This window comes from Candidatus Poriferisodalis sp., assembly GCF_965204125.1.
GTDB lineage: Bacteria > Actinomycetota > Acidimicrobiia > Acidimicrobiales > Poriferisodalaceae > Poriferisodalis.
In genome coordinates this window covers 3,244,664-3,264,104 of record NZ_OZ241968.1, presented here as the reverse complement: position 1 = coordinate 3,264,104, position 19,441 = coordinate 3,244,664, and the positions used below count along the sequence as shown (strand labels likewise).

19 protein-coding genes are annotated in these 19,441 nt (G+C 66.8%); 15 read left to right on the top strand and 4 right to left on the bottom strand.

What is annotated here, in order from left to right:
* Positions 1-98: 98 nt before the first annotated feature.
* From ACOGXD_RS15000 to ACOGXD_RS14985, 4 genes are all read left to right on the top strand, one after another.
* On the top strand, positions 99-518 hold the full coding sequence (locus tag ACOGXD_RS15000; RefSeq protein ID WP_419915822.1) for a nitroreductase family deazaflavin-dependent oxidoreductase: 420 nt from the start codon (positions 99-101) through the stop codon (positions 516-518).
* 117 nt (positions 519-635) lie between these two features.
* A complete protein-coding gene (locus ACOGXD_RS14995; RefSeq protein ID WP_419915821.1) occupies positions 636-1,805 on the top strand; it encodes an aminomethyltransferase family protein in 1,170 nt (389 codons plus the stop codon).
* A gap of 36 nt (positions 1,806-1,841) precedes the next feature.
* The gene (locus ACOGXD_RS14990; RefSeq protein ID WP_419915820.1) at positions 1,842-2,354 is read left to right on the top strand and encodes an adenine phosphoribosyltransferase; all 513 of its coding nucleotides are present in this window, start codon (positions 1,842-1,844) and stop codon (positions 2,352-2,354) included.
* Positions 2,355-2,460: 106 nt separating this feature from the next.
* Positions 2,461-2,886: a PPOX class F420-dependent oxidoreductase gene (locus ACOGXD_RS14985; RefSeq protein ID WP_419853686.1), complete on the top strand. Its 426-nt coding sequence runs from the start codon at positions 2,461-2,463 to the stop codon at positions 2,884-2,886.
* Between the two features lie 77 nt (positions 2,887-2,963).
* On the opposite strand, the gene ACOGXD_RS14980 is transcribed toward ACOGXD_RS14985, so the two are convergent.
* Positions 2,964-5,306, bottom strand: coding sequence for a CotH kinase family protein (locus ACOGXD_RS14980; protein WP_419915819.1), 2,343 nt, complete (start codon positions 5,304-5,306; stop codon positions 2,964-2,966).
* 161 nt (positions 5,307-5,467) lie between these two features.
* Here ACOGXD_RS14980 and ACOGXD_RS14975 point away from each other — a divergent pair, with 161 nt between their 5' ends.
* The 11 genes from ACOGXD_RS14975 (at position 5,468) to ACOGXD_RS14925 (ending at position 17,297) form a co-directional block, all read left to right on the top strand.
* Positions 5,468-6,289 carry an MBL fold metallo-hydrolase gene (locus ACOGXD_RS14975; RefSeq protein ID WP_419915818.1) on the top strand — a complete coding sequence of 274 codons (822 nt, stop codon included), beginning with the start codon at positions 5,468-5,470 and terminating at the stop codon, positions 6,287-6,289.
* Between the two features lie 49 nt (positions 6,290-6,338).
* A complete protein-coding gene (locus ACOGXD_RS14970; protein ID WP_419915817.1) occupies positions 6,339-8,621 on the top strand; it encodes an arylsulfatase in 2,283 nt (760 codons plus the stop codon).
* 10 nt (positions 8,622-8,631) lie between these two features.
* Entirely contained in the window at positions 8,632-9,171 is a 540-nt protein-coding gene (locus ACOGXD_RS14965; RefSeq protein ID WP_419915816.1) for a hypothetical protein, read from the top strand.
* Positions 9,168-10,076, top strand: a complete 909-nt coding sequence (locus ACOGXD_RS14960) for a haloalkane dehalogenase (protein WP_419915815.1) — start codon at positions 9,168-9,170, stop codon at positions 10,074-10,076. Before ACOGXD_RS14965 ends, ACOGXD_RS14960 begins: the two co-directional genes overlap by 4 nt.
* 50 nt (positions 10,077-10,126) lie before the next feature.
* Complete coding sequence (locus tag ACOGXD_RS14955) at positions 10,127-11,596, top strand: N,N-dimethylformamidase beta subunit family domain-containing protein (protein WP_419915814.1); 1,470 nt, start codon at positions 10,127-10,129, stop codon at positions 11,594-11,596.
* Positions 11,593-12,966, top strand: coding sequence for a carotenoid oxygenase family protein (locus ACOGXD_RS14950; protein WP_419915813.1), 1,374 nt, complete (start codon positions 11,593-11,595; stop codon positions 12,964-12,966). The genes ACOGXD_RS14955 and ACOGXD_RS14950 overlap by 4 nt, the downstream gene beginning before the upstream one ends.
* Positions 12,963-14,192, top strand: coding sequence for a hypothetical protein (locus tag ACOGXD_RS14945; protein WP_419915812.1), 1,230 nt, complete (start codon positions 12,963-12,965; stop codon positions 14,190-14,192). Before ACOGXD_RS14950 ends, ACOGXD_RS14945 begins: the two co-directional genes overlap by 4 nt.
* Positions 14,193-14,199: 7 nt before the next feature.
* A complete protein-coding gene (locus ACOGXD_RS14940; RefSeq protein WP_419915811.1) occupies positions 14,200-15,366 on the top strand; it encodes a hypothetical protein in 1,167 nt (388 codons plus the stop codon).
* A gap of 31 nt (positions 15,367-15,397) precedes the next feature.
* Positions 15,398-16,552, top strand: coding sequence for a redoxin domain-containing protein (locus ACOGXD_RS14935; RefSeq protein WP_419915810.1), 1,155 nt, complete (start codon positions 15,398-15,400; stop codon positions 16,550-16,552).
* A gap of 81 nt (positions 16,553-16,633) precedes the next feature.
* Positions 16,634-16,933, top strand: a complete 300-nt coding sequence (locus ACOGXD_RS14930; protein ID WP_419915809.1) for a hypothetical protein — start codon at positions 16,634-16,636, stop codon at positions 16,931-16,933.
* Positions 16,917-17,297, top strand: a complete 381-nt coding sequence (locus ACOGXD_RS14925) for a twitching motility protein PilT (RefSeq protein ID WP_419853674.1) — start codon at positions 16,917-16,919, stop codon at positions 17,295-17,297. The genes ACOGXD_RS14930 and ACOGXD_RS14925 overlap by 17 nt, the downstream gene beginning before the upstream one ends.
* Positions 17,298-17,378: 81 nt before the next feature.
* Here ACOGXD_RS14925 and ACOGXD_RS14920 read toward each other — a convergent pair whose 3' ends face one another.
* Genes ACOGXD_RS14920 through ACOGXD_RS14910 form a run of 3 tightly spaced genes read right to left on the bottom strand, consistent with a single transcriptional unit; the run spans position 17,379 to position 19,420 of the window.
* Positions 17,379-17,798 (bottom strand): DUF5367 family protein, encoded by a 420-nt coding sequence (locus ACOGXD_RS14920; RefSeq protein WP_419915808.1) that lies wholly within the window; start codon positions 17,796-17,798, stop codon positions 17,379-17,381.
* Between the two features lie 26 nt (positions 17,799-17,824).
* Positions 17,825-18,268, bottom strand: a complete 444-nt coding sequence (locus ACOGXD_RS14915; protein WP_419915807.1) for a PaaI family thioesterase — start codon at positions 18,266-18,268, stop codon at positions 17,825-17,827.
* 60 nt (positions 18,269-18,328) lie between these two features.
* Positions 18,329-19,420, bottom strand: coding sequence for a zinc-dependent alcohol dehydrogenase (locus tag ACOGXD_RS14910; protein ID WP_419915806.1), 1,092 nt, complete (start codon positions 19,418-19,420; stop codon positions 18,329-18,331).
* Positions 19,421-19,441: the final 21 nt, after the last annotated feature.

The following is a 19,441-nucleotide window of genomic DNA, read 5'->3' as shown; positions in this document are numbered from 1 at the left end:
CCGCTTCACTCGACACAACCCGGATTGATCGGCAGTCGCGGCGGTAGCGTTCGCGCCCGGCGCTGCGGCGCAGCTCACCCGACAGGCAGGAGCCTTTGATGGACTTTCTGAAGATGAACGAACCCGTGATCAAGGAGTTCCGCGAGAACGAGGGCAATTGCAGCGGCTGGCTCAAGGGTGCGCCGAAGATCCTCGTGACCATGACGGGGGCCAAGACCGGCCGCGAGCTGTGCTCGCCGCTTGTGTACTCGACCGACGGCGACGACATCGTGATCATCGCTTCCAAGGGCGGCGCCCCGACGAACCCGAACTGGTACTACAACTTGGTCGCGAACCCAACCGTCACCGTCGAGGTGGGCACCGACACCTGGGAGGCCACGGCACACCTCACCGAGGGCGACGAGCGCAAGCGGCTGTTCGACGCGCAAGCAGCGCTGATGCCGCAATTCGCTGACTACGAGAAGAGCGCCACCGAGCACGGCCGCGAGATCCCGGTCTTCCGCCTCGTCCGCAACTGATTCGTAGTTGCGGACGAGCTTTCGGCTCCGACGTCTCGGGCCGGTGCAGCGCGTTCTGTTGCCCGACTGCGCGTCATCCCGCATGCTGTGTCGGTGACGAGGCCGCCGTTGAGGTACGTGGCGAAGGCACTGTCGACCGAGGGCGTACCCCCGAGCGAGCTCGGCATGTCCATGGCGCCGCACCCGCTGATGTACCAGGAATTGGCGCACGATCCCGAATACCAGATCTACAACGGTCGCCTGACACCGGTGCGCTTCGCCGACGTGTCAGCAACCGAGATGTACTGGAAGGTGCGCCGGGAAGTGATCTTGCGGCACACCGGCGAGTTGCCCATCGAGCTGTTCGGGCCCGATGCCGAGCGGCTGGCGAATCGGGTCTTCCCGAGGGATATATCGAAGGTGCGCGCCCGACGCTGCAGTTACCAGTTCGCCTGTTACCACGACGGCGGGATGATCAACGACGGGGTGATGCTGCGACTGGCCCCCGACCGGTTCTGGATGGCCCAAGCCAACGGCGACCTATACAGCTGGTATCGGGCCCACGCTGCTGACCTCGATGTGGAGGTGCGTGACCCTGACGTGTGGGTCAGCCAGGTGCAGGGGCCTCGCTCGCTGGATGTGCTCTCCGCGGTCGTGGACGGCGACCCGCCCGAGCCATTCCGCTACTTCGACATCGCCGAGGTCTCGATTGCCGGCCAGCCGCTGGTGATCACCCGCTCGGGATTCACCAATGAACTCGGATGGGAGTTCTACCTCGGCCCCGAGATCGACCGCGAGGCCGTAGGGGACCGCATTCTCGCGGTGGGCCAGCGGTTCGGCATGATCATCACCTCGGCCCAGGTGTTCCGAGCCCGCCGGATCGAAGCCGGACTGCCCAACGCCGGTGCTGATTTCGACCAGACGGTGACACCGTTCGAAGCGGGCCTTGGCCGATTCGTCGATCTCGACAAGCCTGACTTCATCGGCAAGGAGGCGCTGGAGCGAGCCGATCGGCGCTGCCGCACATGGGGGCTGCGCACCGAAGGTGGCATCGCCCAGCTCGGCCGCACCCTGAGCAGCGATGGCGTCGCCATCGGCCAAGTGACCTCCACCGCATGGTCGCCCTACCAGCAGTGCGGTGTAGCCATCGCCCGCATGGACGACCCCTCCAACGGACCAGGCACCCTGCTCGACGTTGAGTCTTTCGAGGGCCAGAGGCTGCGCGGCGAACTCTGCACGCTCCCGATGTACGACCCCGACCGCCTCATCCCCAGAGGCCACCTAGTCGACATCCCCGACCGGCGCTGACGGCGAATCACCGGACACCCTGAGGAGCAGACAGCTATGTGGCGGTCGTTGATTCGGGATGTGCCGGACTTTCCGCGGGTGGGGGTTGTCTTCAAGGACATCACGCCTTTGCTGGGGGATCCGGCAGGGCTCAGCGCGTGCGTGGCTGAGCTGGTGGGGCCGTTTGAGGATCAGGGTGTTGAGCTAGTGGCTGCGCCGGAGGCCCGGGGCTTCGTTATTGGCGGGATGGCGGCAGATCGGCTGGGTGCCGGGTTTGTGCCGTTGCGCAAGCCGGGGAAGCTGCCACGGCCGACGCTGGGTGCCGACCACGAGCTGGAGTACGGCGTAGAGCGCCTGGAAATGCACGCCGATGCCATTGCGGCTGGGGCACGCGTGCTGATCGTGGACGACGTGCTGGCCACCGGCGGGACTGCCGCAGCGTCGGCTCGGCTCGTCATGCACGGCGGGGGTGAGCTTGTCGGTTTCTCGTTCATCGTCGAGCTCGCTTTCCTCGACGGCCGTCGCCAGCTGGGCGATGCACGCATTGAGTCAGCGCTCGTCGTCGAGTAGTTGAAGGGATCACCCAGAGATTCCTTTGCGAGCAGGCGCGGGGTAATCGCTCACGCGCTTACGGTGAGCGTCGGCACGATGGCCAGATCACGAAGCGAGGGATTCCATGACTACGCCGACTCCGAAGGTCATGAGCGCTGAAGCCCAGAACCTCGTACGCAGGCCGAACTTCGCACATCTTGCAACCATCCGGGCCAATGGCTCGCCCAAGCTCGATCCGGTCTGGATCGAGCTCGTCGACCCTTCCACGGTGATCATCGCCACGGGCGGGGACTCGCTCAAGACGCAGAACGTGTTGCGTGATCCCCGGGTTGCCATCTCCATCGTCGACATCGACAACCCCTATGAGGAGCTGCAGATGCGTGGCACCTGCGTGGTGGAGCCTGATGCCGACATGGCCGCTCTGGACGCGCTGAGCCACAAGTACACGGGCAAACCGTTCCCGGAACGTGGCGATTCCGGCGTCGTGCTGCGCATCACCGTCACCCAGTACCTGTACCAAGATCTGCCGTTTGAGCACACACCGGCGTAGATGGTTTCAGCCCCGGACCCGGCACGAAGCTCTTCCTGCCGCTGTCATGGGCACCGGTGTCGCGGGGTGCTGGCGCATCACGGCTGGTTGGCGGCCCCTGGAGTGGGGGTGTCGACCGTCTCGAATCGGCCGGTGACGTCAGGCACGCGGGCGTAGCTCTGGTCTTCGCCCGCCTGGCCATCTTCCCAGTCGACGCTGGCAACGAGCGTGCCGTCCAGCAGCCAGATGCCCAGTTCCTCGTCGCTCCCGAGCGCGAAGCCGGGCCAACCGTCCTTGTCGAGGCTGAACTGCATGTATGCGCCCGGCTGAATGACGGTGCCGGCCGGGAGGGGCACTCGCTTGCCGACATCGGTGAGATCGTCAGCCATCTCGAAGCCATCGAGCGCTATCGGCACTCGCGACGCGTTGTGCAGCTCGAACCAGTCGAGCGGGTCGCCCTTGGCGGCCACCTCATTGATGACCAGTCCGACATCAAGCGGGGTCTCCGAGCTGTCGGCGCCCTGTGCACTTGGGTCGGCGTCGCCGGATGTCGGTGGGGACCATCCGTAGGCCCCCGAGAAGGCGCCGGCGATCACCGCGCCGGCAGTCGTCCCGCCGCTTGACAGTTCCAGCGCACCCTCGGTGAAGGGCGAGAAGCTCTCCGGCGACGACGCTCCCGGCGGGATCGACCAGATTCCTCCGGCGATCGCGTCCACGCCGATGACCAGCGTTCTGCCCGCCGCGATTTCGCGGGGGTCGACGACCAGCGACATTCCGTTGACCGAGCCGTCGGGACCAAGCCCAGCGACGATGATGGAAGCGGGCACGTCGACGCTCGGAAGCAGGACACGCTCCTCGGGATTGGCGTGACCGGCAAAGACCCCGGTGCGTTCGATCGCTTCGGGGGCGCCGTTGAGCAGCAGGCTGTGGACCGTTCCCTGCCCGAGCGGGTTGGGACTCGAGCTGCTTCCCCAGGTCGTCTCGAAGATGATTTCGAGGGTTCCTGAACCCGCAGCGGATGGCGCGGAAACCTCGGGCTGGGGCCATTCGGGTGGCTCTGGCGAGAGGTCCGCCAGGATCTCGTCTCTGCGCTTGCCGATGAACGTCCGCACCCGCTCGGTGTCGGCTTCGGCCGCCCTGGCCTCGGCGGGAAGGGCATGTTGCTGCACGATGGCAGCCATCGCATCGACCGCAGACAGCAGATCCGTCTCGTCCCAGGCGTCGTCCAGGATCTGCTTCAGCCGGGCAACGTATTTCGCCCGCCAGTCAGGGTGGTTGTAGAGGCGGTTGGGGATCGCAGTGAGCGCCAGCACCGACGGCGGCGGATCGGAGATGTTGTCGAAGGGATTGGGGTCGTCGGAGAGGTGGAACGTGCCGTCGGTGCCCCACGGCAGGAACACGAACCGGCCGCCGGGTACCCGGTAGAACCAGTAGTTGTTCCGGTCGCCGGCGTAGCCGTCCCAGTGACCCACCAGCACTTCCGTCGCCCAGAACGAGAGGAACCGGTCGAGGTCCACGATCGACTCCAGCGCCGTCAATCCGGCATCGGATGGGTCGCTCAAGGCGGCGACCACGGCGTCGACGTCGGACCAGTCGTCGGGATCCTCGTTGGTCTTCTTCTCGAAGGTGCCGCGGAACTCCAGCGTGAAGTCGCTGACGGTGCCTTCGTACAGGTTGCCCTCCGCATTCCCGAAATGGTGCGACAGGAAAGGAGCCTTGAACTCCTCCACGTGCACATACAGCCCCAGATCGGTGCCGTTCACCGACACGGTGGCGAAGTTGCAGCGCGGTGCGGGATTGCCGGCCGCAGCGAACACCCGGTACGACAGGCAGGTGTTGACCATCGAGGGGTCCTGGACGCTGTTGTTCAGCGTCATCCGGTTCATGCCCCCCGGAAGGGACTGGCCGTCGACGTACTTGTCGAAGCGGAGCTTCAGGGACGGCTTGGTGGAGCTCTGCGAGCCGACGAAGCCCTTCTTGCGCACTCCCACGTCGGCGTGCGTCTGACCGTCGACGGTCACCGTGGCGCTGAACCACGTGTAGATGTTGGCGAAGGGCCGCGAGAGGCCGTATTCCTCGATCTCAGCGAATACGTCCGCGAGAGTGCGCGTCTGATGGCGCAACGTGTTCCAGTCCTCGACATCGATCTCGATGCTGATGTCGAGCACGCGGTCGAGGGCGAAATAGGCGTCGCGCGGATCGGTCTCGACGTGGTCTTGGGGCGCTGAGCCGGGATCCGTGGCAACGGGGGTTGCGTCGGCAGCGAGAGTCGTGGCCGCGGTCGTCGTGGTTGCCGCTGTTGTGGCGGATGGGGCCGTGTCGGACGTGGGCGTTGCGGCCGGGAGAGCGCCGTCGTCGGTCGCATCTGTGCAGCCGGCTGCGACGAGTGCCAAGGCGACCAGTGCGACGGCGAAGCGACGCTGGCGGCGAGGTTGTCGCATGCGGCCTGCCTTCACGTGCAGGTAGGACGTGAGCGGACCATACAGCTAGGCCCCGTCCGCAACGCCTCAGAGATATTGTCAGAAATACTGGCAAAAGAATGCTAGGGTCCCGCCGATTCACCGAGGCTTGCCTGGATATACAGGGCCGTCAGGGGAGTGTCATGGACATCGTGCTGACCGGGACCGGTTCACCGCTGCCCGACGCCAACCGGGCCGGGCCGTCCACGCTCGTCAAAGCCGGCGACACGCACATCCTCGTCGATGCCGGCCGCGGCGTCGTCATGCGCATGGCCGGCGGCGGCTCGCTGCCGGTCTTCCTGAGCGCCGTGCTGATCACCCACCTGCACAGCGACCACGTGTGCGCGCTGAACGACGTGATCACGACGCACTGGGTCCTGGGTCAGGGCAACGCCACGCTGCAGGTCTACGGACCGCCCGGCACAGCGCAGTTCGTCGAACGGCAGCTCGGCGCACTGGAAGCCGACATCGGCTACCGCATCGCCCACCACGACGTGCTCGTCAACGAGCCGCAGGTCGACGTGATCGAACTCGAAGCGGGCGAGACATTCGACGTCAACGATGTGAGCGTCAGCACAGCGGCAACTGAGCATGCGCCCGTGCGGCCCACGCTCGGCTACCGCCTCTCCCACGACGGCGCGGTCGCCGCGATCGTCGGAGACACCATCCCCTGCGACGGCGTCGACCAACTCGCCGCCGGCGCCGATGCCTACGTGCAGACCGTCATCCGCAAGGACCTCATCGGGCTGAGCCCCAACCCGATGGCGCAGGACATCCTCGACTACCACTCCGATGTCGTCGAAGCGGCACAGACCGCGGCCAGGGTCGGCGTGAAGCGGCTGGTGCTGACGCACATGGTTCCCGCGCCCACCCCCGAGCAGTACCCCGAGTGGGTCGATCTGGCAGCGGCACACTTCGACGGCGAGGTCGTCATCGGCGACGACCTCACCAATGTCACGCTGTGAGGCAGCGCAGTCGCGCCAACTGGTTTCCGGCATCGTCCCAGGAGCTTCGATGACACATCCGATACTGCCGACGCCGTTCGAAGGCCGCATCGGCCGCACGCTCGCCGAATCCGAACCGCACTTCACCTCCCGGCCGCACCCCGGGCCCGATGCGCCCAACGTCGTCGTCGTGCTGCTCGACGACACGGGATTCGCCCAATTCGGCTGCTTCGGCTCCGACATCGACACCCCCCATGTCGACGCGCTCGCAGCCGCCGGGCTGCAGTTCACCAACTTCCATGTCACCCCGCTGTGCTCGCCGACGCGGGCGTCGCTGCTGACCGGCCGGTCCCAGCACGCCGTGGGCATGCGCTCGGTGTCGAACCACCGCACCGGCTTCCCGCACCAGCTCGGCCACATCACCAACCACGCCGCGACCGTGGCCGAGGTGCTCGGCGCACAGGGATACGCCACGTTCTGCTGCGGCAAGTGGCATCTGGCGCCGACCGAGGACATCTCGGCCGCCGGGCCGTTCGACCAGTGGCCGCTGGCACGAGGGTTCGACCGCTTCTACGGCTTCCTCGAAGGCGAGACAGACCAGTTCCACCCTGAGCTGGTGGTGGACAATCACCACGTCGACCCGCCTGCGGGGCCCGACGACGGCTACCACCTCAGCGAGGACCTCGTGGATCAGCTCCTGCGCATGATCAACGACAGCAACGGCGTGCGACCGGACCGGCCGTTCTTCGCCTACCTGCCCTTCGGGGCAACCCACGCGCCGCATCAGGCACCGCAGGCCTACCTCGACAAGTACCGGGGACGGTTCGACGACGGCTGGGATGCGGTTCGCCAGCGCTGGTACGAGCGACAGCTCGCGCTGGGGATCATCCCCGAAGGCACCCAGCTGGCGCCCCGCAATCCCGGAGTGAAACCCTGGGACGAACTGCCAGACAGCCATCGCCGCTTCGCCTGCCGCCTGCAGGAAGCCTTCGCCGCCTTCCTCGACCACACCGACGAGCAGATCGGCCGCCTTGTCGACGGGCTGCGCCAGATGGGCCAGTTCGACAACACGATCCTGATGGTGCTGGCCGACAACGGCGCCTCCCAGGAGGGCGGGCCGTTCGGCGTCATGCACGAGATGAAGTACTTCAACGGCATTCTCGACGACCCCGACGACGTGATGGAAAGGCTCGACGACATCGGCGGGCCCAACTCGCACACCAACTACCCGTGGGGATGGGCCCAGTGCGGCAACAGTCCCTTCAAGTGGTACAAGCAGAACACCCACGAAGGAGGGGTGCATGTGCCGCTGGTGGTGCATTGGCCGGACGGCCTCGCCGCTGACCAGCAGGGCACCCGTCGGGATCAGTTCGTGAACGTGTCTGATGTCGTTCCCACGATCTACGAGCTCCTGGGCATCACGCCACCCGAGGTCTTCGGTGGTTACGCACAGCTTCCGGTGACCGGCAGCTCGTTCGCCTCGGTGCTCGCCGATACGGACGCACCGGCCACCAACACGCTCCAGTACTTCGAGCAATCCGGATCCCGAGCGCTCGTGGCCGAGCAGGACGGTGTCACCTGGAAGGCGGTGGCGCGCCACATCAGGGGCGATTCCTTCGACGACGACCGCTGGGAGCTGTACGAACTGTCATCGGACCGTTCCGAGTGCAACGACCTCGCCGAAACCGAACCCGGCAAGCTGGAGGAACTGATCGGCCTGTGGTGGGCCGAGGCCGAGCGCAACGGCGTCCTGCCGCTCGACGAACGGATGATCGAACTCTTCGTCGCCCGCCTCGATGATCACTCGCCGCACCCGACGAGTCGGCGCTACCGCTACCGCCCGCCGTTGTCGCCGATCCCCTCGGCAGCTTCAGCGTCACCGTCAGGTCGATCGTGGGAACTCACCGCGCACGTGAGCCGCGCCGCCGACGATGCGGGCGTGCTGTGGGCGACGGGCAACGCCAACTCGGGCATGTCGGTGTTCGTGCAGAGCGGCCGTCTCGTCGTGGACTACAACTCGTTCGGCGAGCACACCGTCGTCGAGTCCGCCATCGAGGTGCCCGACGGCGATTGCGTCTTGACGGCACGGCTCCGCCGCACGAGCCGCACCGAGGGCGTCATCGAACTGGCGATCGACGGCGAGCCCTGCGGGAGCGCGGAGCTTCCCTACATGATGCGCATCATCTCCTCGATCGGCTCCAGTGTCGGTTTCGACCACGGGCAATCCGTATCGCCGCGCTACGAGGCCCCATTCGCTTTCAGCGGGGCCCTGCACGCCGTCGAGATCGACCGGAGCGGTGCGTCTCAGGCCGATGCCGAGACGGCCGCACGTACCGAGATGGCCCGCCAATAGGGGAACGCCGATGACCCTCACCGCCGATTCGATCCCTGTTGCGTACACGCCGGCAGGCGGCTGGACGCAGTGGCCGCCGCCGGTGTTGGCCGGCTGCACGCAGCCGCTCTGCGACGGCGCGCCCGACATGCGGGGCTTCTGGCAAACCGTGGGGGTGTATGTGGACGGCACTGCGCAGCCCGGCCATCCTGCCATCGGACATGTGCAGCGCATCGAGCAGGCCGCCGACCGGGTGGTGGTGACCGGTGCGGGCATCATCCACGACATGCGCTGCGACGGGACGCTGGAGAACGGCGTGCACGATGTCGCGGAGTTCGACAAGTCGACCGAGATCCACGTCGTCGCCAGCTTCGAGGACGGTGTGCACGTGCTGCGCCCGCACGGTCTCGATGTGGGCACCGGCCCGATCGAGGTTCGCCGCTGGCGCGACGGCCAGCACCTGATGTGGGACTACATCGGCTTCACGGCCCGCCTGCGCCAGCTCGCATCGCCCGACGCCGACCCAGAACTCGTCTTGGCCCAAATCGAAACACAGGAGCAAACACCATGAAGACCCTTCGCACGCCCGACGAGCGCTTTGCCGATCTGGACGGGTACGACTTCGAGCCGCACTACGTCGAGATTCCCGACGGAGAGGGCGGCTCGCTGCGAGTCCACTACCTCGACGAGGGACCGCCCGACGCCGACCCGGTGCTGCTGCTGCACGGCGAGCCATCGTGGGCCTACCTGTACCGCCACATGATCCGGCCCATCGCCGATGCCGGGCGCCGGGTGATCGTGCCCGACCAGGTCGGCTTCGGGCGCAGCGACAAGCCCGCCGAGCAGTCCGACTACAGCTACGCCCGCCACGTTGCGTGGATGTCGAGCCTCGTGTTCGACGTGCTTGACCTGAGCGGCATCACCTTCTTCGGCCAGGACTGGGGCGGCCTGATCGGCCTGCGGCTCGTGACCGCGCAGCCCGACCGATTTGCTCGGGTAGCCGTCGCCAACACCGGTCTGCCTACCGGGGATCGTTCGCCCAGCGACGCCTTCATGAACTGGCAGACGTTCGCTCGGGAGTCGCCGGTCTTCCCGATCGGCGACATCGTGAACGGCGGCAGCCTCACCGAGTTCGCTCCCGAGGTGATCGCTGCGTACGACGCGCCCTTCCCCGACGATTCCTACAAGGCAGGAGCCCGCGCATGGCCGTCGCACGTCTGCACGTCGCCCGACGATCCTGAGGCGCAGCCGAACCGCGAAGCCTGGGGGGTGCTGCAGCAGTTCGACAAGCCGTTCCTGTGCTGCTTCAGCGACCAGGACCCGGTGACTGCCGGGGCAGATAAGCCATTCCGCAAGCTCGTGCCCGGCGCGCAAGGTCAAGCGCACGTGACCATCGAGGGCGCTGCGCACTTCCTGCAGGAAGACAAGGGTCGCGAGCTGGCCCAGGTATTGATCGACTTCATCGACGCCAACTGAGCGCAGGCACACCTGCGCCACCACGGCAACGGGCCAACTACGGTCGCCAGATGATCGCGGGTTACTGCTGGCCGCACAGCGGCGTGGCGGGGGACACCATCGACCTGATGATCAGCGGCGATGGTGGATCCTGCCGCGTCGAGGTGCTGCGGATAGGCGCCGCCGAACAGCTTGTCGAGACCCGGGACCTGGCGGTCAGCGAGCAGTCGGTGCCCGACGACTGCGCCACCGAGGGCTGCGGCTGGACCCCCTCGCTCTCGCTCCGCATCGACCCGGCGTGGCAGCCCGGTTTCTATCTCGTGCGCCTGCACGGCACCGACGGCGAGGTGGCCGAGGCGTTCTTCGTCGTGCGGGCCGCCGAGCCGGGCGAGACGCTGCTGGTGCTGTCCACCTCGACGTGGGCTGCCTACAACGACTGGGGCGGGCCCAGCTTTTACACCGGCGGGCACGAGTCGTCGCAGCACCGGCCGCTGCCACGGGGATTTCTGGACAAGCCCGATCCGCATCGCTATCGGGTCGCCCGGTTCGGGCAGCTGCCACGGCCCGAAGTCGACGAGTACTTCGACAAGTACTCCTACTGGTCGGCCGCTGCCGGGTGGGCGAACTGGGAACGGCTCTTCGTGAGCTGGGCCGAGCGCAACGGCGTCGCGCTCGACTACGCGACCAGTCTCGACCTGCACTCCCGCCCCGGTCTGCTCGACGGGCGGCGGCTGTACATCAGCGTCGGCCACGACGAGTACTGGTCGGCCGAGATGCGCGATCACGTCGAGGGCTGGGTGGACAGCGGCGGCGCGGCTGCGTTCTTCTCGGGCAACACGTCGTTCTGGCAGGTGCGATTCGGCGGCGACGACCGGGTGATTGGCTACAAGCTCGACTTCGACCTCGACCCGGTGATGGGCACCGATGAGCAGCACACCGTGTCCACCATGTGGAGCGACCCGCTCACGAGACGACCGGAGAACGAGATGACCGGCGTCTCGTTCACGCGGGGCGGCTACGCCCACTGCCGCCGCGCCCCGAAGGGATCCGGCGGGTACACGGTCTGGAGGCCGGGTCACTGGGCGTTCGACGGCTTGCGGCTGATCGCGGGCGACGTGGTCGGCGGCGAGCCGGTCGTGGTGGGCTACGAGTGCGACGGCTGCGAGCTCGAGCTGGTGGACGGACTGCCGATCGCCAAGCCCACCGGCGGCACGCCGCCCAACTTCGAGGTGCTCGGCACGGCGCCTGCCCACCTGTGGGAGACCGCGGAAGCGCCGCCCGGAATGCCCGACAGCTACATCGGCGAGCTCAACTGGGTGACCGAGCGTCTCGGCGGCGGCGACACGCCCGAGAACCGGGAGCGCTTCGCACACGGCGCGGCCGTGATGGGCTGGTTCGAGCGGGGTCTCGGCGAGGTGTTCACTACAGGTTGCACCGATTGGGCCTACGGCCTTGAGCACGACGACGTGGCCACCGTGACCCGCAACGTGATAGGCCGCCACATAGACCTCGCCGCCCGCCAATCTGGGAGCCCGCAATGACCGACACCGCCGAAGCTCGGCCTCAGAACACCTACAGCGAGGGCAACTTCGCTCCAGTGTCCGAAGAGGTCACCGCGTTCGACCTAGAAGTGATCGGTGAGATTCCCGCGTCGCTGGAAGGCCGATACCTGCGCAACGGGCCGAACCCGATCGCGCCCACCGATCCGGCGACGAGCCACTGGTTCGTCGGCACCGGCATGGTGCACGGCGTGCGGCTGCGCGACGGCCGCGCCGAGTGGTATCGCAACCGCTGGGTGCGCGGCCAGGACGTGGTGGAGGCGTTGGGCGAACCCGCGGTGCCGGGGCCTGTCGGCACGCTCGACTTCTCTGCGAATACGAGTGTCTGGGGCTTCGCCGGCACGACGTGGGCGCTGGTCGAAGCGGGCGTGGTGCCGGTGGAGATGGGCTACGAGCTCGAGACGGTGTGTCGCAACGACTTCTCCGGGACGCTGAAGACCGGTTTCACAGCGCATCCGAAGCTGGATCCCCGCAGTGGCGAGCTGCACGCCGTCTGCTATGCGTGGCAGGACCTGTTCGATCACGTCGAGTACGTCGTGGTGGGCGCCGACGGTCGGGTGCGCAAGACGGTCGATGTGCCGCTGCCGGGCATGCCGATGATCCACGACATGTCGCTCACCGAGAACTACGCCGTCATCTACGACCTGCCCGTCACGCTCGACCTGGAACTCGCGCTCAGCGGCAAAGCGTCGTTCCCGTTCCGGTGGGACCCTGACTACGGCGCCCGGGTCGGCCTGCTGCCCCGCGATGGCACCGCCGAGGAGATCATCTGGTGCGACGTCGGGCTCTGCTACGTCTTCCACCCGCTGAATGCCTACGAGGACAGCGACGGGCGGGTGGTGATCGACCTGTGCCGCTACGACAAGATGTTCGACCGCGACAAGCTGGGCCCGGCCGGAGATTCCCGGCCCACGCTCGATCGCTGGACCGTCGACCCGGTGAGTCGCAGGGTCAGCGAGGAACGCGTCGACGACCGGTTCCACGAGTTTCCCCAGGTCCGCGCCGACCGGACCGCACGCAAGCATCGGTTCGGATACACCGTCGGAGTCGGCGACGGCCTCATCCCGGGGGCCAACTACAAGTTCGACTACGACAGCGGCACGGCCGAGTACCACGACCACGGCCCCGGCCGGGGCAGCGCCGAGGCTGTGTTCGTCCCTGATCCCGAGGGCAGCGCCGAGGACGACGGCTGGCTGATGTCCTACGTCTACGACGAGATGACCGACGCCAGCGAGCTGGTCATTCTTGATGCCCGCGACCTCGGCCGCCCTCCAGTGGCCCGGGTGCCGCTGCCGCAACGCGTGCCGTACGGATTCCACGGCAACTGGGTGCCGGATACGGAGGCGACATGACCGACACAGCGATCATGCCTGAGACTGCGACGCCGATCGTGAAGGCCGTCGACATCGCCTACATCCGTTTTTCGGCGCCCGATCTGGACGCCATGGAGAGGTTCGTGAACGACTTCGGTCTCGTTGTCGTGCACCGAGACGACGAGGTGCTGATCTCCCGGGGCCTCGAGCCGATGCCGTTTCTCCATGTGGTGCATCGCGGACCCGCGAAGTTCATGGGCTGGGCGTTCGAAGTGGAATCTGAAGGCGACTTGGATGCACTGGCCGACGCTGTTCCCGGCTGCTCGCCGGTGCACGACATCGGCGGCGTCGAAGGCGAGCTCGGCGGCGGCAAGCGCGTCCACTTCGTCGAGCCGATCACCGGATTCGTGCTCGAAGCCGTGCACGGCCAGCAAGCCGAGCCGCTTGCACCCCGCCGCGATCGCATCACCTACAACCACGCTGGCGTCGACGACCGAGTAGGCGTCGAGCAGGATGTCAGCGGCAATCGCTACCCGATCAAAAAGGACCCCGGTCCGCCCGAGGTGTATCGGCTCGGTCACGTGGTGGCGGCCGTGCCGCCAGGAGCGCACCAGGCCTTCATGCGGTTCCTCGAAAACACCTTCGGCATGCTCGTCAGCGATGCAGCCCGGATGATCATCCCGCCGGGGGCCGAAGAGCACTTCCCGCCGCCGCTCGTGGAGCTCATCAAGTCGACGGGCTCCGATGTGATGTTCCAGTTCATGCGGATGGACCGGGGCGCGGCTGAAACCGACCACCACAGCATGCTGGTGCTGCCGCTCATGGACGGAACCCCCGAGGCGCAGTTCAGCCACGCAGCGTTCGAGGTGTTCAGCATGGACGACGTCTTCCGGGGTCATATGCACTTCCGGGAGCGGGCGGCGGAGGGCGCGCCGTATGCGCTGGCGTGGGGCGTCGGACGTCACGTCTACGGCTCGCAGATCTACGACTACTGGCATGATCCCTACGGCCACGTTCACGAGCACATGTGCGACGGCGACCGGGTGGATGCCAGCTATGGGCCGAACACGATCGACATGACCGATCCGGGGCAGCTCGGCGACAACGGCGGAAACCAATGGGGTCCGACCGTGGAGGAATCCGGGGTTCACAATCTCAATGGCCCCCAGTGCGACCCGAGGTTCGCGGACCGGCCTGACGAGATCCGAGCGTCGTTGCTGTCGCGGGACCTCAGCGAGCTCCAGCACGTCGTGGACGCGATCTGAGCGGGCAGTGAGCGCCCACGAGAACGAGTTTCCGAGGGACCGGGAAGCCAACCGGGCCCACCTGCTGGCGGCGGTCGATTCGGCCGCCGATGCGCTGACGGCCGGTCGGGACGAGTCCGAGAAGTTGCGACGACTGTCGCCGACCTCGGTGGAGGCGCTGCGATCTTCGGGACTGTTCAAGATGAAGTCGCCGCACGAGGTGGGCGGTGCCGAAGCGCATCCGGTCACCCAGATGGACGTGATCGAGGCCGTGACGATGATCGACCCAGCGGCCGCGTGGTGCATGTTCATCACCTCAGCCGTGACCGGCGGCGTGTTCGCAAGCCTCTCCGACGACTCAGTTGACGAAGTGCTCGCGGACGGCTTCCCGTTCATGGCCGGCTCGCTGCGAGCCGGCGGCCAAGCACGGCGCGTCGACGGCGGCTACCGGGTGTCGGGCCGTTGGGCTTGGGGCAGCGGCGTCGAGCACTCCGACTGGGTGGCGGTGCCGGTCTTTTCGGATGGACCGCCAGTGATCAGGGCGCTTGTGCCCACCAATGAAGTCATCCTGCACGACAACTGGGACACGCTCGGCATGCGAGGCACCGGCAGCTGCGACTACGAGCTCGACGATGTCTTCGTGCCCGATCGATTTGCCATCGATGCACTCGGCGGTGGGCCGCCACGGGGTGGCGCGCTCATGCGGCTCGGGCTGCCCGCCTACGTCGTGAACGAGCACGGCAGTTTCGCGTACGCACTCGGACGCCTGGCGCTGCAGACGATGACCGAGACGGCCATCGAGAAGAAGCGGGGCTACCTCGGCGGTGTCAGCCTCGCCGACAGGCAGGTATTCCAGCGAACTATCGGACAGGGCACCATCCGCATGAACGCGTGCGCGCTGGCAATGGCCGAATCGCTCGAGCGCATGTTCGACTCGGCAGCTGCGGGCCCGCCCGATCCAGCGCTGGTCACCGAGGCGCAGGCAGCGGCCGTCTGGTGCACCGACGAGGCAGTCGATCTGGTGAGCGAGCTGTTCCGCTTCACCGGCGGGAGCGCGGTGATTGACGGCAACGAGATGCAGCGCATCCTGCGCGACATCTACACCGTGCAGTCGCACCTGATGGTGTCGGCTGTCACGTACGAGCAGTACGGTCAGATAGTGCTCGGTACGACCGAAGGCGGAGCGCTTCCCTGAGTCTTGGAGCCCGACCTCTCGCGGTGCAAACGTGATCATTCTCGCCAACGACCAGACGACAGAAGTCGCACAGCGCACGGATGCGCCGAGCGGGCTCTGGGTGCGGCTCGACGAGCTGCAGAAGGCCACGGGCTGGCAGCTGAAACCCGAAGGGGCGTGCCTTGGCGAGTTCTGCGTGCCGCTGCCGGAGGCCAAGCGGGAAGCGTGGATCGCGGACGCCGACGACTGGGTGTGGCTCCACTACTCGGCCTTCGCCGACATGATCGGCCAGAGGTACGTGCGCGACGGCGACGTGTGGAGCGTGGGGTCGGTGCCCGAGGTTCGCCGTGTCGGGCTGGAGTCTGGCGTCGCGCCCGATTTCGAGATGGTCGAGCGCAACGGGAACGTCCTGCGGCTCTCCGACCTGCGAGGCCGCAAGGTGGTGCTGTTCACCTGGTCGTCCTGGTGAGGCTGCCGCGTCAGCCTGCCCGTGTGGCAGGAGCTGTACGAATCGATCGGCCCGGACCGGGTCGAGCTGATCAGCGTGGCGCAGGACTCGGGCGGCGAGGATGCCGTGGCCAAGTGGTTCGACCGCGCCTCGCCCACGTACCGCTGCATCGTCGATCCCACCCATCAAATCAGCTCGCTGTTCGGCTGGGTGAATGTGCCCTCAGCGGCGTGGATTGACGAGGAAGGTCGCATCGTTCGCAGCAACGAGGGCGTGTACCCAGCGGAGACGACCATCAAGTTCGGCCTTGGCAAGGTTCGGCTGGGTGACAACGCGTTCGCGCGGGCGACCCGTGACTGGATCGAACGGGGAGCCGACAGCGAGCACATCTGGTCGAGCGTCGACCTCGCCTCCCGGCTCAAGCCCATCGACGACGACGCGCTGCTGGCGGAAGCAACCTTCAAGCTGGCGCTCTACTTCGAGGCCGCTGACGACAGCGAGCGGGCGCTGAAGCACTTCGCCGCGGCACAGGAGCTGGCGCCCGACAACTGGAACTACCACCGGCAGGGATGGACTCACAAGGGGACCGTCTACGCCTACCTGCAGGTGCTGAAGCGGACGAACAATCTCCGCAAGAACACCGACAAGAGCTACTACGACCCGATGGGGCTGCCCGGAGAGGACTATCGCCGCTTCACCGAGCCCGAGTGGTTCTGGACGCCGGCCGTCCGCCGCGTCAAGAGCCTGCTCAGCCGCTGACTGCCACTCCCGGCTCTGCCGCTGTCGGATCGCCGTTGCCTGCGGTGGTTCTCTGCGGCGCAGTCGCAATACGATAAAGGTATGACGAAGCGTCGGATTACCTTGACGATCGATGCAGATCTCCTTGATGAAGCCCGTGCTGCGGTGAGCGACGGCGACGTCTCGTCAGTGAGCGCCTGGGTAAATCAGGCGATGGCCGACAAGAGCGAGAACAGACGCCGCCTCAAAGCACTCGGCGAGGCAATTGCGGATTACGAAGCAGAGTTCGGCAAGATCACCGACGAAGAGCTGGAAGAGCGTCGCCGGCTTGATCGCGAAGAAGCAAGCCAGTTCCGCAAGGAATGGCAGCGACAGAGGGCCGAGCGTGAGCTTGGTGCTTGATGCTGGGGCGCTCATCGCCTTGGAACGCGATGCGTCGGCGCTCTGGGAGCGCATGGAGGAAGCCCACCGGGTCGGCTACCCGCCTTTGACTCACGGTGGCGTTGTGGCGCAGGTATGGCGTGGTGGCTCAGGTCGTCAGTTCCGGCTAGCGAGAGCCTTGTTCGGCACCATCGTCGTACCTCTCGATGAGAGCCTCGGACGCCGTGCCGGTGTCTTGCAAGCGCGGGCCGGCAGGTTTGACGCCATCGATGCGGCTCTCGTCGCGATGTGCAGCAGCGGCGACCAGATTGTGACCTCGGACCCTCACGACATCGCGGCGCTTGCCGACGCGGCACGACTCGACGTCGACATCCTGCTGGCGTGACAGTTGTGGCCAGAGCGAGCCTGCTGGTGCCATTGGCTCGGTTGCTCGGAGCGCTGTGCCGTCGCACGCCCGGGCGGCAAGCTAGGACTTATCGGCGGTGGGCTTGGTGATGAGCATGGCCAGCAGCAAGCCGATGCCGGCGGCGCCGAGAATGAGCGCCGAGTAGGCGGTGTCGTCGTGGATGCCTTGGTCGAACCAGTCGTTGTAGTAGGTGGTGGTCAACGCATCGAGGCACATCGCCGGCGCGAACAGGGCGATTGCGGCTGAGCTGCGCCATTGCCGGGGTGTTTGCAGCAGCCGGAAGCACACGAACATGGTGATGACCGTCACGATGGTGCCGACGATCAGCCAGACCCACCACACGGTGCGGGACACCGATGGTTCGTAGTTGTCGGTGAAGATCAGCAGGAACAGCCCCAGGAACACGGCCCAGCCGACGACAGCGATCACCATCATCAGGACCATGTGCTGGATGTATGAGAGTCGGCTCTGTTCAGGCATTGAGGGCAGTCCTTCGGTGTGCGGCCTCAGCCGCTGCTCTTGGGGGCGACGATGGTGGTGGTGCCCTGGGCGACGGCAACCATGCGTCCTTCGTTCTCGATTTCGACACGCAGGACGGCCAGCCGCTTGCTCATGGAGATGATCTCCGCGGTGGCGACACAGGTGCCCCCGGTGACGGGTGCCAGCAGATTGATCTTGAACTCGGTGGTGGCTGCCCAGTAGCCGGGCGGCATGACGGGGTACATGACCACACCCAGCACGTGGTCGCACATAGCCGAGAGGCAGCCGCCGTGCATGGTGCCCATCATGGTGACCAGCTCGTCGGTGACCGGCATCTCGCACACCAGGCGGCCGGCCTCGAACTCGGTTGCCCTTATGCCCAGGTAGCCGTCGATGCCGCTGCGCGACACCCGGCCGATCACCTTGTCGGCCCATTCCTGGTTGAAGGTTTCGAACGTCGGGCGGCTCATGCAAGGACTCCTAGCGCTCGGCTGGACTTGGTGCGAACACCCCGTGCTGTGTTTGATGGTTCATGGCGCGAAGACGCCATGAACTGGCGGACTGCCGGGGCGTTCGCCGGCGAGCGTCTGGATGAGGGGCTCGAGGTCGTCGAAACCCGCTACCTGGCGCGGCAAGTCCGCGAACGGGTAGCGGCCCGACACCAGCAGGTCGAGCGCCTTGCGGTAGGCGGTGACATCGACGCCCAGCGCTCCGAAGATTCGCAGCTCCTTGTAGACGATGTGGTCGGGGTCGAAGCCTGGCGTTTCGGGTGTGCCACGGGTGCCCGCAAGCACGATCGTGCCACCGGGCCGAGCGAGCTGGACCGCTTGTGCGAGAGCGGCGGGTGCCTTGGCCGTGACATCGATGACGACGTCGGCCTTGGCGCCGGCGGCGTCACGCAGCGCCCGGTTGGGGTCGGTTTCGGCGACGTCTACGGCCAAGTCGGCGCCGAATGCCGGGGCCAGCGCGAGACGCTCGGCGTCACGTTCGCCCAAGCCGGTCACCATCACGAAGCCGGCGCCTGCTTCCTTCGCTGCTGCTGCCGAGCACAGACCGCGCACGCCAGGGCCCAAGATGGCCACCACATCGCCGGGCTGGGTGTCGGGGATCTCCACCGCCCAGCGGATCCCGGCGCCCAGCGGGTTGAACAGCGTGGCGGTGACCGGGTCCAGCTCCTCGGGTACCGCCATCAGCATCGAGTCGGGCCGGAGATAGAGGTGCGAGGCGTACCCGCCGCCGAGACCCGGCGGCGTATCGGCGTCGGTGAAGCCGACCATCGTGGCCAGCCCGTTGCGTTCGCACCGCCGGTAGAGCCCCAATCGGCACTGCTCGCAGTCCCGGCACGACAGGAACACTTCGACCGCCACCCGCTGCCCAGCGTTCACGCCCCACCGCTCTGCGGCTGCGTCGCCCAGCTCCTCCACCACGCCGATCACCTCGTGCCCGGGGATGAACGCATGCCGGTTGGTGATGTGCCCGGTGTACTGCTCGTGATCTGTGCCGCACAGCCCGCACGCCTCGATCCGCAACAGCCCGTCGTCCGCTCCGACCTCCGGCAGCTCGAAGCTGCGCTGCTCGAACGAGCGCGGTTCGGTGAGCACGAGTCCGGTTGCGGAGGTCATGTGCGTTGCTCCGTCACGAGT

Bases quoted from the DNA above. Each gene is read 5' to 3' on its own strand.
- ACOGXD_RS15000 (WP_419915822.1), top strand. From the start codon at position 99: ATGGACTTTCTGAAGATGAACGAACCCGTGATCAAGGAGTTCCGCGAG.
- ACOGXD_RS14990 (WP_419915820.1), top strand. From the start codon at position 1,842: ATGTGGCGGTCGTTGATTCGGGATGTGCCGGACTTTCCGCGGGTGGGG.
- ACOGXD_RS14985 (WP_419853686.1), top strand. From the start codon at position 2,461: ATGACTACGCCGACTCCGAAGGTCATGAGCGCTGAAGCCCAGAACCTC.
- ACOGXD_RS14980 (WP_419915819.1), bottom strand. From the start codon at position 5,306: ATGCGACAACCTCGCCGCCAGCGTCGCTTCGCCGTCGCACTGGTCGCC.
- ACOGXD_RS14975 (WP_419915818.1), top strand. From the start codon at position 5,468: ATGGACATCGTGCTGACCGGGACCGGTTCACCGCTGCCCGACGCCAAC.
- ACOGXD_RS14970 (WP_419915817.1), top strand. From the start codon at position 6,339: ATGACACATCCGATACTGCCGACGCCGTTCGAAGGCCGCATCGGCCGC.
- ACOGXD_RS14965 (WP_419915816.1), top strand. From the start codon at position 8,632: ATGACCCTCACCGCCGATTCGATCCCTGTTGCGTACACGCCGGCAGGC.
- ACOGXD_RS14960 (WP_419915815.1), top strand. From the start codon at position 9,168: ATGAAGACCCTTCGCACGCCCGACGAGCGCTTTGCCGATCTGGACGGG.
- ACOGXD_RS14955 (WP_419915814.1), top strand. From the start codon at position 10,127: ATGATCGCGGGTTACTGCTGGCCGCACAGCGGCGTGGCGGGGGACACC.
- ACOGXD_RS14950 (WP_419915813.1), top strand. From the start codon at position 11,593: ATGACCGACACCGCCGAAGCTCGGCCTCAGAACACCTACAGCGAGGGC.
- ACOGXD_RS14945 (WP_419915812.1), top strand. From the start codon at position 12,963: ATGACCGACACAGCGATCATGCCTGAGACTGCGACGCCGATCGTGAAG.
- ACOGXD_RS14930 (WP_419915809.1), top strand. From the start codon at position 16,634: ATGACGAAGCGTCGGATTACCTTGACGATCGATGCAGATCTCCTTGAT.
- ACOGXD_RS14920 (WP_419915808.1), bottom strand. From the start codon at position 17,798: ATGCCTGAACAGAGCCGACTCTCATACATCCAGCACATGGTCCTGATG.
- ACOGXD_RS14915 (WP_419915807.1), bottom strand. From the start codon at position 18,268: ATGAGCCGCCCGACGTTCGAAACCTTCAACCAGGAATGGGCCGACAAG.
- ACOGXD_RS14910 (WP_419915806.1), bottom strand. From the start codon at position 19,420: ATGACCTCCGCAACCGGACTCGTGCTCACCGAACCGCGCTCGTTCGAG.